The organism is Microvirga sp. Mcv34 (assembly GCF_024519725.1).
In the GTDB taxonomy this organism is placed as follows: domain Bacteria; phylum Pseudomonadota; class Alphaproteobacteria; order Rhizobiales; family Beijerinckiaceae; genus Microvirga.
Window position 1 is genome coordinate 1 of the sequence record NZ_JALJRK010000097.1, and the last position, 14,905, is coordinate 14,905.

At 68.6% G+C, this 14,905-nt stretch carries 14 protein-coding genes; 8 read left to right on the forward strand and 6 right to left on the reverse strand.

Annotation, left to right across the window (positions count from 1 at the left end; all coding sequences use genetic code 11):
- On the forward strand, positions 1–238 hold a 238-nt coding region (locus tag OC446_RS26210; RefSeq protein WP_262031937.1), incomplete at its 5' end, for a GGDEF domain-containing protein.
- 93 nt (positions 239–331) lie between these two features.
- Here OC446_RS26210 and OC446_RS26215 read toward each other — a convergent pair.
- From OC446_RS26215 to OC446_RS26235, 5 genes are all read right to left on the reverse strand, one after another.
- Positions 332–1,138, reverse strand: coding sequence for a YoaK family protein (locus tag OC446_RS26215; RefSeq protein ID WP_410055146.1), 807 nt, complete (start codon positions 1,136–1,138; stop codon positions 332–334).
- A 413-nt stretch (positions 1,139–1,551) separates the two neighbouring features.
- The gene (locus OC446_RS26220) at positions 1,552–4,245 is read right to left on the reverse strand and encodes an EAL domain-containing protein (protein WP_262031938.1); all 2,694 of its coding nucleotides are present in this window, start codon (positions 4,243–4,245) and stop codon (positions 1,552–1,554) included.
- A gap of 308 nt (positions 4,246–4,553) precedes the next feature.
- The gene (locus tag OC446_RS26225) at positions 4,554–5,735 is read right to left on the reverse strand and encodes an NnrS family protein (RefSeq protein WP_262031939.1); all 1,182 of its coding nucleotides are present in this window, start codon (positions 5,733–5,735) and stop codon (positions 4,554–4,556) included.
- The gene (ccoG, locus tag OC446_RS26230) at positions 5,735–7,180 is read right to left on the reverse strand and encodes a cytochrome c oxidase accessory protein CcoG (RefSeq protein WP_262031940.1); all 1,446 of its coding nucleotides are present in this window, start codon (positions 7,178–7,180) and stop codon (positions 5,735–5,737) included. Before ccoG ends, OC446_RS26225 begins: the two co-directional genes overlap by 1 nt.
- 69 nt (positions 7,181–7,249) lie before the next feature.
- The gene (locus OC446_RS26235; protein ID WP_262031941.1) at positions 7,250–7,705 is read right to left on the reverse strand and encodes a pseudoazurin; all 456 of its coding nucleotides are present in this window, start codon (positions 7,703–7,705) and stop codon (positions 7,250–7,252) included.
- Positions 7,706–8,099: 394 nt separating this feature from the next.
- Between OC446_RS26235 and OC446_RS26240 the strand changes: the two genes are divergently transcribed.
- From OC446_RS26240 to OC446_RS26265, 6 genes are all read left to right on the forward strand, one after another.
- Positions 8,100–8,798, forward strand: coding sequence for a Crp/Fnr family transcriptional regulator (locus tag OC446_RS26240; RefSeq protein WP_262031942.1), 699 nt, complete (start codon positions 8,100–8,102; stop codon positions 8,796–8,798).
- A 177-nt stretch (positions 8,799–8,975) separates the two neighbouring features.
- A complete protein-coding gene (locus tag OC446_RS26245; protein WP_262031943.1) occupies positions 8,976–9,308 on the forward strand; it encodes a metal-sulfur cluster assembly factor in 333 nt (110 codons plus the stop codon).
- A gap of 75 nt (positions 9,309–9,383) precedes the next feature.
- Positions 9,384–10,544 (forward strand): hypothetical protein, encoded by a 1,161-nt coding sequence (locus tag OC446_RS26250; RefSeq protein WP_262031944.1) that lies wholly within the window; start codon positions 9,384–9,386, stop codon positions 10,542–10,544.
- A gap of 10 nt (positions 10,545–10,554) precedes the next feature.
- Positions 10,555–10,947, forward strand: a complete 393-nt coding sequence (locus tag OC446_RS26255; protein ID WP_262031945.1) for a hypothetical protein — start codon at positions 10,555–10,557, stop codon at positions 10,945–10,947.
- Positions 10,948–10,989: 42 nt separating this feature from the next.
- Positions 10,990–11,523 carry a YcnI family protein gene (locus OC446_RS26260; protein ID WP_262031946.1) on the forward strand — a complete coding sequence of 178 codons (534 nt, stop codon included), beginning with the start codon at positions 10,990–10,992 and terminating at the stop codon, positions 11,521–11,523.
- A 44-nt stretch (positions 11,524–11,567) separates the two neighbouring features.
- Entirely contained in the window at positions 11,568–13,166 is a 1,599-nt protein-coding gene (locus OC446_RS26265) for a copper resistance CopC/CopD family protein (protein WP_262031947.1), read from the forward strand.
- Between the two features lie 18 nt (positions 13,167–13,184).
- Here the strand turns inward: OC446_RS26265 and OC446_RS26270 are convergent, their stop codons facing one another.
- On the reverse strand, positions 13,185–14,066 hold the full coding sequence (locus OC446_RS26270) for a ferritin-like domain-containing protein (RefSeq protein ID WP_262031948.1): 882 nt from the start codon (positions 14,064–14,066) through the stop codon (positions 13,185–13,187).
- Positions 14,067–14,390: 324 nt separating this feature from the next.
- Between OC446_RS26270 and OC446_RS26275 the strand changes: the two genes are divergently transcribed.
- The coding region (locus OC446_RS26275) for an FMN-binding protein (RefSeq protein WP_262031949.1) at positions 14,391–14,905 on the forward strand (515 nt) is incomplete at its 3' end.

Consider the following 14,905-nt stretch of genomic DNA (forward strand, 5'->3'; position numbering starts at 1 on the left):
GGAGCGCGCCCGCGCCGCGATTGAGGCTTTGGCTCTCCCGCATGAGGCCACGTCGGTCCCCGGCAAGGTGGTCACCGCCAGTATCGGCGCGGCCACGGCCGTCGTCCGAACCGGTGGCTCGGCCGGGATGCCGCACGCCGTGCTCGCCGCGGCTGACCGTGCGCTCTACCAGGCCAAGGCCGGCGGCCGAAACCGGGTGGAGACGGCCCTGGTCGTCGCGTCCCCGGACGAAGACTGATCAATCGTCACCGGACGACGTCCCTGACGTCCACCGAGGCGTTCTGACCCAGAATGGAAGCAAGTTCCCGACACGCTGTTTTAGCAGCTTGGATCACGGCTTCTTGGGTTCCCGGCGGCGCTGGAGCCGATCATGGGCCAGCGAGGGCGCGGCCAACAGCAGCAAAAGCAATCCCAGGGGAAGGCACGTGGCAAAGCCCCAGCGTTGGAACCCGAACGCCCCGAACACGCCTCCGGTGAAGAAGGAGCCCAGCAGCAAACCCAGCAGGCGCAGCTTCGGCCGGTCGGCCCGGACTGGGGACGCTTCCGAGCGGATGGGATCCCTGTTCCAGTAGACGAGCTTACCCAGCTCGATGCCAACATCGGTGACCATGCCCGTCACGTGCGTCGTGCGGATGCGCGCGCCGGAGATCTTGGTCACGGTGGCATTCTGCAGCCCCATGATGAAGCAGAGCATGAGAACGGCCAGCGGGGTGAACCCGGAGGTGCCGTGGGCTAGGCCGCCAAGCAGCCCGAACCCGAGCAGCAGGGCCGCCTCCAGCAGCAGGGGCCGGGCGTAGAGGTCACGCCGATTGCCGCGGCGGCCCCAGTTGATCAGGATGGCCGAGCAGGCCGCTCCGGCGACAAAGGACAGCAGCCCGCCCAGCCCTGCCATCACGAGGCCGAAGGCCCCCAGGGCAAGGTTGTCGGCCAAGGCCGAAAAGATCCCGGACATGTGCGAGGTGTACTGACCCACGGCCAGAAAGCCGCCGGCGTTGGCGGCCCCGGCCACAAACGCGAGCACCATCCCAAGCTGGGTGTCGGCCCTCCCCGAGCGCTCCGGGGCGATGACGCGCCGGGCGGAACGGATATACCGGCCTGTCAGGCCCCTTTTCCGCCGAAACTGATGCCTCCGGCTCATCGCGGACCATCCCAGCTCCGCGCGGGGCAATGGCGTCCGGGTTCCGCCCTGCCGCATCTGCGGCCATGTTTAACACAAGTCATCGTCCGGCGTCCGGTCATGCGATAGTCAGGATGGCTTCAGAGTTCTTCCTCCCTCTGGATCCCCTCTCCCTCCCGGCCTGCGCCGGTGAGGGAGTTTTTTGGCCGCATGCACCCTCGGGAGGGCCGCGCCCCTCGCGACCGTCTCACGCTTTGACGCGCGGGCGGGTGAAGACGTTCCAGCAGGCCAACGCGAACCCAACGAAGGCTCCTGGACCATGCTCCGGGGCTGGAACCAGGGAGGCGGCCGTTCCCTGGAGCGGCCCTCACCCTGCCGGCGCCCGGGGCCTCCCGATCCGGCCTGCGCCGAATGCCGCGCATCGGACGGGTGGCTCATCTCGTCCGGCGCGAGCCCGGCTCGGACCACCACATCCGGGCCGCCTCCAGGCGCGTCAGGCAGGCATCGATCTCCTCCGCCGCGATGGGCTTGCTGAAGAAGTAGCCCTGGGCTTCGTCGCATCCCCGCACCCGGAGCGCATCAAGCTGCTGCCGGGTCTCCACGCCTTCGGCGGTGACCGCCATCCCCAGGGACCGGCCGAGATCCGTGATCGCCCGCACAATCACCTCGGACTCCTCGTGCCCGGGCAGCTCCATCACGAACGAGCGGTCCACCTTGATCCGGTTGAAGGGAAACCTCTGAAGGTAGCTGAGCGACGAGTAGCCCGTTCCGAAATCGTCCAGGGCGATCCGAACCCCAAGCCCGCGCAGCCTGTTCAGGGTCTGCAGGTTCGCCTCGCTGTGCTGCAGGAGAACCGACTCGGTGATCTCCAGCTCAAGCCGGTCGGGCGAAAGGCCCGTCCTCGCCAGCGCATCCGCCACCGTCTCCGGCAGGTTGGCGCTCTGGAACTGGCAGGGCGAGAGGTTGACCGCCACCCGGATCCCGGTCGGCCAAGCCGCCGCCGCGACGCAGGCCCGGTGCAGGACCCATTCCCCGAGGGGGATGATGAACCCGGTTTCCTCCGCAAGCGCCACGAACGTGCCGGGAGAAATCCAGCCTTGCCCCGGATGCCGCCAGCGCAGCAGCGCCTCGAAGCTGCGCACCTCGTTCGAGGCGAGGTCGATGATCGGCTGGAACGCCAGCTCGAACTCGCTGTTCTGCATCGCGCGACTCAGGTCGGCCTTGAGGGCCTGCTGCGTCCGCAGCTGCTCCTCCATCGCCGGTTCGAAGAACCGGTGCCGTCCGCGCCCGGCCGCCTTGGCCGCATAGAGGGCGATGTCGGCCCGCCGGAACAAGGCGTCCGCCTCGATGCCTGTCTCCGGCACGGCGACGCCGACGCTGGCGCCGACCCGGATCAGCTGGTCGCTGATCATGCAGGGGGTGCTGACGGCCTCGATCAGGCGCCGGGCCATGGCCGCCAAGTCGTCCTGGTGGCGCCACTCGGCACAGATTACCGCGAACTCGTCGCCACCCAGCCGGGCGATGATGTCGGACGGACAGACACAGGCGCGCAGTTGCCGCGCCACATGCACGAGCAGGGCGTCGCCGGCCGGATGGCCCAAGGTGTCGTTCACCTCCTTGAAGTGGTCCAGGTCCATGTGCATGACCACCACCCGTCCCCTGCCCCCGGCCATTCCGAGCGCCTCCCTCAGGCGCTCGCGGAACACGCGGCGGTTCGCCAGGCCGGTGAGGGCATCATGGTGGGCCATGTGCTCGATCTGCTCCCGGACCTTGCGGCGCTCCGTGATGTCGCGGAAGAAGACCGTGAGGCTGTCGGGCTTCGGGTAGGCATGGACCTCGTACCAGCGCCCGGTGGACTGCAGCGGCGCCTCGAACTCCACCGGAACCTGGCTGTCCATGGCGGCCTGGTACTGCCGGTCGAAGACGCCGCCGGCCTCCTCGGCGAAGATGTCGCGCAGGCTGAGCCCGACCAGCAGGTCGGCGCGCTCGCTGAGCGCGTTCCTGGTGTGCTGGTTCATGTAGGTGATGCGCCAGTTCCGGTCGATCACCAGGACGCAGTCGGTGGTGCTGTCCAGGACCGAGAGAAGTTGCTGACGGCTCTCCGCTGATTCGCGCGAGCTCCGTTCGGCCGCCAGCCTGAGCTTGCGCTCGGCCCGCAGGATCTGGTGCTCGCGGATGCCGACCGTTGCGGCGAAGGTCACCGCCAGGGGAACTGCGAGCCAGAAAACGGGGTGGCTGACCAGAACCCCGGTCATGATGCCCCAGATCCCCGACAGTAGGATCAGGGCGACCGCGCCCGCCGGGATCAGGGCTTCGATCAGACGGTGGCGCTCCGACGGCATCCGGGGCGCCGATGGGGCCAGGTCACCCTTGGGCTGTCGCAGTTCCTCGACCGCCGCCCAGCCGACCAGGAGGAAGCACAGGACCCAGAGGCCATCGAATGGACTGCCGACCCGGTAGGCCGTTCCCATGAGCGCCAGGGCGTAGGACAGGTTGGCCACCCCTTGCGCCAGGATGCCCGCCAGCAGGAGGCCGGTGGCGAACAGCCTCCGGCGTGGCGCATACAGGACAAGGTAGATCAGCCCGAACGCGGCGGTTCCAAACCACAGGGCCGGATAAAGAAAGGCGACCAGGATGGCGGGCAGGCTGCTCTCGGAGGCCACGATGTCCGGAAACAGCCACACGAAGGCGGTGGTCACGACGGCGCAGACGGCCAGGGCGAGATTGCACGCCTGCACCCGCCCGATGGCGGATCGGGCCTTCCCGTACCGGAACATGCCGTCCAGGAATAACAGGCAGGACAGGAGGTACCCGGCATCAGGCAGGCCCGGGAACGGCGCCTGGCTGCCCCACAGGTCATAGGCCGCCCAAATCAGGCTTCCGGCGAGCCAACACCCACAGGCGAGACCGAAACTGAGCCAGGCCGCCCGGCTCTGCTGATCCCGGCGGGCACCGGTCCGCATGCAGGCCGCCATGGCCAGCGCCGACGAGCCGAACCAGGCGAGACTGTTCCACCAGTGCAGGCCTGCCTCGCCCAGGTCAAGGATCCCCGGCCCGGTGTGAAACGCAGCCAGAGCAAGACCGATCAGCGCAGGGATGGCCAGACGCAACAGCAATTCGCCCCTCATGTCATTCTTGCTTCTTGTTCTTGCTTGGCTCGATGGTCCCGCAGACGGCTCCCACCGAAACAGCTTGTGCCCAGCGTGATCCGACAAGCATGGATGAAAGCGCCTCCCGGAACGTTGATCCAGCGCAAGCGCCCGTTTCTTCACTGCCCGCGGGTGCCCCACGGGGCGGTTCTGCCAGGCCAGCTCGGACGCCACTCACGTTGCGGCTGCCGCAGTCTCTTTCGTTCCGGGGCACCACGGCACGGGCTCCTTGGGGAGTTGCACCGGGAGGCCAGGATCGGTGTCGGATCTCTGGCCCGCCGCGCTTTTCAGGAGGTCACACGCGGGCGGGTGAACACATTCCAGTAGACCAGGGCAAAGCCGCCGAAGGCTCCGGCCCAGCCCAGTCCCGCCACATGCAGCAGGGCGTCCGACCAGGCGGGGTGAAGGGCCGCGCAGACACGCGCAACAGCGCCGGCAACGAGTAGGAGGTAGAGCCCCTGCATGGCCGCGGACGCGACGAGCGCCCGGCCGGTGTGCCCGAGGCTCGCCCGGGACATCACGGCCAACGTCATGATGCCCATGGCGCCGCCCGACCAGGCGTGGACCCCGGCGGCTGTGGGCACAAGACCCAAGGCCGCCAATCCCGTCAGCACGAAGCCGAGGGGCACAAAGGCGTAGGCGACGTGCAGGATCAGGACGAGCCGGTCGCGCCAGGTGCGCTCCCCTGCCCAGCGCATCAGACGGATCGCCTGCACAAGGCCTGCTGCGATCAGGGCGGCTCCGGTCCCGCTCCAGCCGGGCGCCGCGATCCAGGCCAGGAGGGCCACGCCGGCGGCGGCCATGGTGACCATGTCGAAGCGGTCGACCGGCGCCGGCAAACGGCCGGGGTTCTCCCGTACAAGCCAGTTGCGGGTGAAGCTCGGGATGATGCGGCCACCGATCAGCATGATCAGCATCATCGTGGCGGCGATACCGAAGCGGATGCCGTAGTCGGCGGCCCCTACGACATGCGCCTCGATGTGGAAGAGGATGTTGCCGGCCAGGAGAACTCCGAGAACGATGAGGACCTTGAGGTTGCGCCAGTTCCTGCCCTTGATGATCTCCCGGCCCATGGCGGCCGCGACCAGCAGCAGGAACGCGTTGTCGATCACCGCCGCGGCCTCCCAGCCGATCCAGGCCGAAGTGGTGACGGCAACCCGGCCCACGGACCAGACCACCACTAGGGCGAGCAGCGGCCGCCCCTGCAGCGGCATGCGTCCGGTCCAGTTCGGGACTGCGGTGAGCAGGAAACCGGTGATCACGGCCGGAAGATAGCCGTAGAGCATCTCGTGGATGTGCCAGTCGCGCGGCGCGAAGGCGGTCGACAGCGCGAGTTCGCCGTAGAACATCGGCAGCCACGCAAGGATGGCCAACCCGGCGTAGAGCGAACCGAACAGGAAGAACGGCCGGAAGCCGTAGGAGAGGAGCGCGGGTCCCTTGTAGTCGCGCAGGCGTGGGATCGGAGCCATCAGTGGCCTCCTTCGACAGGTATGAAGGTGTCTTGCGCCGCCACCGCTGATCCCGAGGCGACGTCCGTCGCGCTGAAGGCAACGGCTTGGCGGTCAGTCACGGAAGTGGAGACGAGGACACGGAGTTCGCGGGTGGCGTCTGGCGCGACGGACACCGTGGCGTCGTCGCCGACGACCTCAATGGAGGCCCCCGGCAGCCCGGTCACCGTAAGCCGGAAGTCCCGCTCACCGTCGGCCTTGTTGTAGAGCCGGACCGTGTAGCCGTTCCGAATCCGGCCGTCGGACAGCCGCACCGCGACGGGATTGCGGTCATGGATCACCGTGATCTTGGCATCGCTCCGCATTGAGAGGCTCACGCCCATGACCCCCGCCAGCGCAATGATGGAAAGGCCCAGCCCAACCGTCTTGGGACGGATCATCCGGCGCCGGGGCGGCTCCTTGCGATGGCCCCGCTCGATGTTTGTCCAGGCCTCATAGTCGATGAGGCCGCGTGGACGTTCGAGCTTGGTCATGACGCTGTCGCAGGCGTCGACGCACAGGCCGCAGTTGATGCAGGCGAAGTTCGGGCCCTCGCGAATGTCGATGCCGATGGGGCAGACATTCACGCACTGCAGGCAGTCGACGCAGTCGCCGGCGGGCTCACCATTCGCCCTCAGCTCGGCCGCCTTCTTGACCGATCCGCGGGGCTCACCCCGGTAGTCACGGTAGTTGACGATCAGCGCCTCGGGATCCCAGATGGCGCCCTGGAGGCGCGGCCACGGGCACATCCAGGTGCAGACTTGCTCGCGGGCGAAGCCGGCCAGGGTATAGGTGGTGGAGGTCAGGATCCCGACCCAGGCATAGGAGAGGACCGATGCCTCTCCCGTCACCAGCTCGACGAGCAGCGTCGGGGCATCGGCGAAGTAGAGCACGAAGGCGCCGCCGGTTCCCATGGCGATGACGATCCAGACCGCATGCTTGACGCCGATCTCCAGCAGGCGCCACGCGGTCAGCGGGGCACCCTGTTTCTTCAGGCGTTCCCTGCGGTCGCCCTCGACCCAGCGCTCGACGAGCAGGAACAGGTCGGTCCAGACGGTCTGCGGGCAGAAGTAGCCGCACCGGACGCGTCCGGCGACGGCGTTGAGCCAGATGAGGATCAGCGTGGCCAGGATGAGCAGGCCGGTGAGGTAGTAGACCTCCTGCGGCCAGATCTCGATGAAGAAGAAATAGAGGCGCCCGCGCTCGAAGTCGAAGAGCACAGCCTGGTCGGGCTGGCCGGGACCGCGGGTCCAGCGGATGAACGGCACCACGTAGTAGATGGCGAGGCAGGCGATCAGCGCAGCCCATTTCAGGCGGCGGTAGCGGCCCGACACGGATTGAGGGACGACCCGCTCCGCAATGGTCCCGCGCCTCGGCTTGCGCAGGTGGGCGCGTTCGGGCTTGAAGCTGATGTCGAGCGTGGCCATCGGATGCCCTAGAACAGGAACACCGCCGCAACAGGAGCGTCGCGACGGCGCAAAGCTGGAAGCGGGCTGTTACTTGGCAGCGGTCTTGTTCGCCGCGAGCTTGTCGAACAGGGTGGCGAAGGCCTGCTTGGCCTTGCCGGGGTGCGTGGCGGCCTTGGCCTGGTCCACGTTGGCCGCGTCGCCGACCACGACCATGCCGACCATGCCCATGCCGTAGTGCGGCTTGCACTTGAAGCCATACACGCCGGCCGTGTCGAAGGTGACCGAGATCTCCTCGTTGACCTTGCCGGTGAAGGCCTTGCCGCCCTCGGGGAGCATCGTCTCGATGCTCTCGACGTTGTGGCCCTTGTCGGCCGCGACGAACTTCACCGTGTCGCCCGGGTTGATCTTCACCAGCGCCGGCTCGAACACCATGACGCCCTCGGTGCCCTTGTTGAGCATCTTAACCTCGACCTCGGCCGCCCCCGCTGCTCCCGCGAAGCCGAGGGCTGCCACGATGGCGCCGAGCACGATGACCTTCCGCATGATTGTCTCCTGTTGCGATGTACATTCTGTGAGCCCCGGTCCGAAGCTCGTGAGGAGGTGATACGCCTCGCGGGTGGCACCGTGTTTGATCTTGCGCAAACAGTCGGCGTTTTTGCTCAGAAAGCAGGACAGGAGAGGAGGCTTGTTTGCGCCAGGGCAAATAGGATGCACCTTGTGGCGCCGAAGGTGCGCACCGGCCCTTCACGGGGCGGACCATTCGGATCCGCCAAGGCGGCATCACAGAGATGACAAAGATCCACTTTGTGGTTGGTCCCCCTTGGCCTGAGCCGTCCGAACAGATCATAGTGCTTGGCTGTTATTCTGGATGGATTCTCATCCAGAGGGGGCGGCGTTGGTGCCGCGTCCGTGGCACATTTCAGACAAGGCAGGTGGCATGGCCAGCGTTGACCGATCCGTCGTCGAAGGACTCCCGCTCTTCGCTGGCCTCGCGCCGGAGCAGATCGACCAGTTGCTCCAGGAGGCGCAGTCGGTGCGCTATCCCAAGGGAACCAACGTGTTCCAGCAGGACGAGGAGGCCCACTCCTTTTTCATCCTGCTCCACGGGCACCTGAGGGTGTTCAAGCTCACCCCCGACGGGCAGCAGGTGGTGGTCCGCTTCGTCGCGCCGGGCGAGGTGTTCGGCGTCGCCATGGCCATCGGCCGCAAAACCTACCCGGCGACGGCCCACGCCGTTGTGGACAGCATCGCCCTGGTTTGGCCCTCGGCCGCCTGGCCCCGCCTCGTGGCGACCCATCCCGGATTGGCGGTCAACACCCTCCAGACCGTAGGCAGCCGGCTCCAGGACGCCCACACGCGCGTCGTCGAGATGTCGACCGAGCAGGTCGAGCGCCGCATCGCCCACACGCTGCTTCGGCTCGCGCAGCAGGCCGGCCGCAAGGTCGAGGCGGGCGTCGAGATCGATTTCCCGATCACCCGCCAGGACGTCGCCGAGATGACCGGTGCCACGCTGCACACCGTGAGCCGCGTCCTGAGCGCCTGGGAGAGCCAGGGGCTGGTCGAGGGCGGACGGCAAAGGATCGTCGTTCGCGAGCCGCACAAGCTGTTCATCCTCGCCGAAGGCTCATCCCGCTAGGGAACCTGGCACCACCCTGAGCGGCTGGTCTTGCGGTAGGGGATGCGAACGGCAGAGCGGATGGCCCGCCAGGATACTCCGCCGTTGGCTGGCAGGAATTCGTAGGGAAGTTTGCGCCGGGTCAAAGAGAAGATTGGCTCTATCGGCGAAGGTCTGGCCGCTCCAAGGAGGAAAGCCATGCCCCGCGCGTCCCAGTCCCTCGACCCAGATGTCCTCGACTGCCTTCAGGAGGTGATGGATCCCGAGATCGGCCTCAGCGTGGTCGACCTCGGCCTCGTTTACCGGGCGGAGCGCGGCGACGATGGCGTCGACGTGGCGCTCACCCTGACGACGCGGGCCTGCCCGCTTGGGGAGATGATCCTGGAGGATGCCCGCGAGCGCCTGGTGCGCCGCTTCCGGGACGTGCCACGGGTCGCCGTCGAGCTGGTGTGGAGCCCGACCTGGACGCCTGACCGCGTCACCCCGCGGGGGCAGGAGCTGTTGGGCCGCGCCCCGCGGAAGGCCGCGTGAGGCCCCGAAGCCGCCGCCACATCGGGACGGCGCCAGCCCTAGCCTCTAAAGGCGAGCGTCAGGAGAATGGATTGAATGTCTGACATGGTCCCATCGGCCACCCTGCCCCTGACGGGCACCAGGCCCCGGCTGGCGCTTCTGGCCCTGGGGGCCCTCGCCCTGATCGCCGGCTTGTACGGAGCCCTGGGGCGGCTCGGCTGGGCGCTGCCCGCCGGCGGCACCCTCGCCGCCCTGCACGGCCCGTTGATGATCTCCGGCTTGTTCGGAACGCTGATCAGCCTGGAGCGCGCCGTCGCGCTTGGCCGGGGCTGGAGCTACGCCGCCCCGGCGCTGTCCGGGCTCGGCACGCTGCTCCTGCTCGCCGGCGCGCCGGAGGCCGTCGGGGCCGGTGCCTACGCGGTGGCCGCCGCGGTGCTGGCCGGGACATCGCTGTTGATCACGATCCAGCAGCCGGCCGTGTTCACCGGTGCCCTTCTGTTCGGCGCACTGGCGTGGCTGGCCGGCAATCTTCTCTGGCTCATGGGCGGCTCGGTGCCGGACCTGATCGGCTGGTGGCTGGCCTTCCTGGTGTTGACCATCGCCGGTGAGCGCCTGGAGCTGAGCCGCCTCATGCCGCAGCGGCGCGGCAGCGAGGCCCTGTTCCTGTTCGCCGTCGGCCTGCTGGCTGTCGGAGCCCAGAATGGCCTTATGACCGAGAACGGTGCGGTCCTGTTTGGGCTCGCCCTGCTTGTCACCACCGTGTGGCTGCTGGTGCACGACATTGCGCGCCTGAACGTCCGCCGGTCCGGTCAGACCCGCTTCATGGCGGCCTGCATGCTCGCCGGCTATCTCTGGCTGGGGCTGGCCGGAATGGTGCTGGTCGCGTTCCCTCCAGGCGCAAGCAGCTTCGGCTACGACGTCGCGCTGCATGCGGTGCTGATCGGTTTCGTCCTCTCGATGGTGTTCGGGCATGCGCTCATCATCCTGCCGGCCGTGGCCCGGATCCGGGTGCGCTATGCCCCGGTCCTCTACGCGCTGCTGCTCCTGCTGCATGCGTCGGTGGCCCTGCGGGTCGGGGCCGGGCTCGCTGGCTGGGAGGCTGGGCGGATGGCCAGCGGCGTCCTCACGCTCCTCGCTCTTGCCGGGTTCGCCGCCAGCCTGACCAGCACGTCACGGAACGGACGCAAGGCTTCTTGCCCGGCGGAACCGTGCGAGGGCGGATCCGGTTCACGTTGCTCCACCCCAGCACAGGCCTAGGTAGCCCGCCATGACATGGATGGAGCACAGCGCGAAACGGAGGCGGCAGGCGACGGCGCTTGTCTCCGCCCTCGCGCTGGCCCTCCATGTCGTCCTCATGGCCCTTGGTGCGCTGGGCCCGCTCGCGCCCGACGGCGAAGCCGCCCAAGTCCACGCCCACCACGCGGCATCAACCGCCGAGCGTGATGCGGGCAGCCCTGCCAAGAGCCCTGGACACAAACCGCCATGCTGCATCCTCAGCATCTGCCCCGGGCTGCCCGGCCCGCCCATTGATCACATCCTGGCTATCCTGCCCCGGCGGGAAGCTCATGCCGCCGTCTATGGCACCGCCCGCGCCATGGCGGTGCCGAGAATTCCTCAACTCCTTCCTGTCGGAGCCCGGGCGCCGCCCGCGCTGGCTTGAAGCCTCCGATCTGCGACATCCCTCAATCCGACAGGAAAAACTATGACCACGACCTTACTTCGCGGGGCGCTTGCCGCCGCTCTCCTCGCGCTCGTCGGCCCGGCGCTGGCCCACACCACCCTCGAAGCACAGCAGGCCCCCGTGGCCTCCACCTACAAGGCGGTGCTGCGCGTCGGCCATGGCTGCGAAGGGGCGCCGACCCTGAAGCTGCGGGTGCGCATCCCGGACGGCGTCGTCAGCGTCAAGCCCATGCCCAAGCCGGGGTGGGAGATGGAGACCGTCAAGGCGCCGTATGACAGAACCTACGATTACTACGGCACGGCGATGGCGGAGGGCGTGCGGGAGATCGTTTGGACGGGCAAGCTGCCCGACGAGCACTACGACGAGTTCGTCTTCCGCGCCTACCTGACGGACAGCCTCAAGCCGGACGCCATGCTGTACTTCCCCGTCGTGCAGGAATGCGGTGGCGGCAAGGCCGACCGCTGGATCGAGATCCCGGCCGAGGGCAAGAGCGCGGACGACTACAAGTATCCGGCGCCGGGGCTGAAGCTCCTGCCGGCCAAGGCCACCCACTGACAAGGGAGCGGGGAGCCGCCCGAAAGCCGGCTCCCCGTGCCGCCATGAAGCGCGCGATCCTCCTCATGCTCTGGCTGACGCTCGCGATTCTGGGCGGGGGCGGGAGCGCCCTCGCGCATGCGGCGCTGGTCGAGGCCCATCCGGCTGACGGCATGGTGGTCGAGCAGGTCCCCGCCACCGTGCGCCTGCGTTTCAACGAACCGGTGTCGCCCCTGACCATCAGCCTGACGGACGCCCAAGGGCGGACGCACGGCGGCCTTGCGGCAGCCTCCCGCAGCGAGATGCTCGACATCGCCATGCCGCCGGACTTGCCCCGCGGCACCCAGATCCTGAGCTACCGCGTGATCTCGGGCGACGGCCACCCGATCAGCGGCACGGTCATCTTTTCGGTTGGCACCCCAAGCGGGTCCGGAGGTGTCCCGGGAGCCGAAGTCAGCCCCGCCGCTCGCGGCGCCCTCTGGCTGGCGCGGGTGGCCCTCTACCTGGGCCTGTTCGCCGGCGTGGGCGGGGTGTTCTTCACGGCCTGGGTCGTCCCTAGCCCGCCATCCAGCAAGGTGGCGCGCCCCCTGTCGGGCCTGCTTGCCTTGGGCGCCGTTGCGGCGGTGCTCTCGCTCGGGCTCCAGGGCCTCGACGCCTTGGGGCAGCCGCTGTCAGCCCTGGGAACGGCCGCCCCCTGGGCGGCGGGCTGGCGCACGTCCTTCGGGTTGACCGTGGCGGCTGCGATGGTTGCCCTCCTCATGGCGAGGATGGGCCTGCACGACCGCGGGGAAAGGTGGCGGCGGGCCTGCGGCCTCTTGGCCCTGGCATGTGTCGGGCTCTCCCTCGCGATGAGCGGCCATGCCAGCGCGGCGGCCCCGCAATGGCTGACCCGTCCCGCCGTGTTCCTCCACGCCGTCGGCGTCGCCTACTGGATCGGAGCCCTGATCCCATTGGCGCTCATGGTTCGCCGGGCACCCGCACAGGCCCTGCCGGCCGTGCGCCGCTTCTCCAACGGAGCCCTGGTCGCCGTTGCCGCCCTCACGCTGGCCGGACTCGTCCTGGCGGCGGTTCAGGTGGAAAGCCTCGCGAACCTGACTGGCACGGCCTATGGGCAGGTTCTGGTCGCCAAGACGTTCCTCGTCGTCGCCCTGCTCGGATTGGCTGCCCTGAACCGGCTTTGGCTCACCCCGGCCCTGGGCAACCCGAATGGCTCCGGCGGAAGGCGGCTTGTCCGCTCGGTTGTGGCCGAAATCGTGCTGTCCCTGGCCATCCTGGGACTGGTCGGCCTGTGGCGGTTCACGCCGCCGCCGCGGGCGCTGGAACCTGCCGCCGAGGCCGCCGCGGCGGCCAGCGTCCACCTGCACACGCCGAACCTGATGGCGCAGGTGACCCTGTCGCCCGGACGGCCCGGGGCGGTCCGGGCCCGGATCGTGGTCGCCTCCGGACGCGCCGCGCCGGTCGATCCGAAGGAGGTGACGCTCGTCCTCAGCAAGCCCGACGCTGGCATCGGGCCCGTCGAACGACAGGCCCGGCGGGCGGAGCGGGGCTGGGAGGTCGACGGCCTGGTTCTGCCGGTGGCGGGGCCTTGGCAGGTCAAGGTCGAGATCCTCGTCAACGACTTCGAAAAGGCCAGCCTCGAAGGGAGCGTCACGCTCCGGCCATGAGCCCTCGGAGCATCCCGATCAGGGCCGATGCAGTTCCGGCAGGTCGGCCCGCAGCCACGCGAGGCGGGCGATGGCGCGCCCGGCGAGCGCCTGCACCCGCCCCAGCGCCTCCTCGTCCCGCAGGGTGTCGCCGGCTTCGAGGTAACGGTCGGTGAGCAGTTCGGCCAAGGCCACTGGGTCGTCCGGGAGCGTGCCCACCGGCCGGGCGCCGGGCACGGCGATGGGAGTTTGCTCAAGCTCCTGCGCATACTGCCGCGCCTCGTCGGCGAAGCCCTTAAGGCGCGCGCCCTCCTGGGGCGAGGCCTTGGCTGCAAGGGGGGCGAGCAGATCGGCAAGCCGCTGTTCCAGGGCGGCAAGGTCTGGCCCGCCGTCCTCCACCATAGGGCCGGTCCGCTGTTGCCCGCGCTCGGCATGGAAGGCTTTGCGCCTCTCCCGCCGCAGGGTTGCCACGTGCCCCAGTTCCTCGTGGGCCATGGTCTCGGCCGCGCGCTGGATCTCGGGGGCTTCCGCATGCGCCGCCACGTAGCTCCAGAAGGCGAAGGCGCGCTCCTCGTTGCGCACCGCCATCGAGAGCGCCCGGTAGGCGCCCAGCAACTGGGGATCCGTCGTCGCCGCGCCCTCGTCATCGAAGGTCTCCGGCAGCTCCCAGCGGATCCGCGCCGGGTCGGGATCCCGACCTTTGGTTTTCTGCGACCAATGCACGACGCCGTCGAGGTGGCCCTGCTCGTCGGCGGACAGGCGCTCGAACACCTCCGCCAGCGCGGGGCTGCCCTCCTGGCGCATCCGTCCGGCGATCTCGGCGTAGCGGGTTGCCGCCTCGTGCTCCATGGCGGCGGCGATGGCGAACAGCTCCTCCAGGGAGGTTACCGTCCCCGCCGGCTCGGTCTTCAACAGCGACATCGGTCCTCCGCGCCGAATAGGATGGTTGAGGGCCAGATTGACAGACCCACCCAACTATCGTCAATTTGCGCCAGATCAATGACTGCCCGGCGGAGCCATCCGATAAGGGCGCGGGCGTGTTGATTCACTTCCTTTTCAACGGTCCCGGATGACGGGCGGCGCGAAGCGGAACCTTTCCGCTCCGACACTGTTTTCGTTCTCTGTTCAGAAACAAAAACTCTGAATCTGGACGGTCCCCTGTTGGAAAGATCGCGCTCCTCGCATCCAATCCGATCATCGTTCATTGCCCGGTTCCAGGCGGCGTGGGTTGCGGTGCTCCTCGGGATGCTGCTCCTGTCGGCCGCAAGCCCAGCCGTCGCGGCAAGCCGGGTGCAGGAATACCTGCCGAAGGCGCAGCCCGCCGAGTTCTTTCCCGGCGCCGACCGCTTTGGCCCGCCCCAGGGCGATCCTCCCCTTGTTCCCGCCTACCAGGGTGACCGCCTCCTCGGCTACGTCTACCTCAACTCCGATGTCACCGGCGCCACCGGCTACTCCGGCAAGCCGATCAACCTCCTGGTCGGGATCGATCCGAACGGCGTGATCACCGGGATCAAGCTCGTCGACCACAAGGAGCCCATTGTCCTCATCGGCATCCCAGAGCGCCGCATCGTCGCCGCCGTGAATACGCTTGTCGGAAAGGACATGAAGCCGGTCGCAACCGGGGCCGAGCGTCCGCCCCAGGTCGACATCGTCAGCGGCGCGACGGTGACGGTGCTCGTCATGGGCGACAGCGTCGTGCGCTCGGCCGTGCGCCTCATCCGCAGCGGCCGCCTCGGTGCGGGCGGACCGACGGTAGGAGC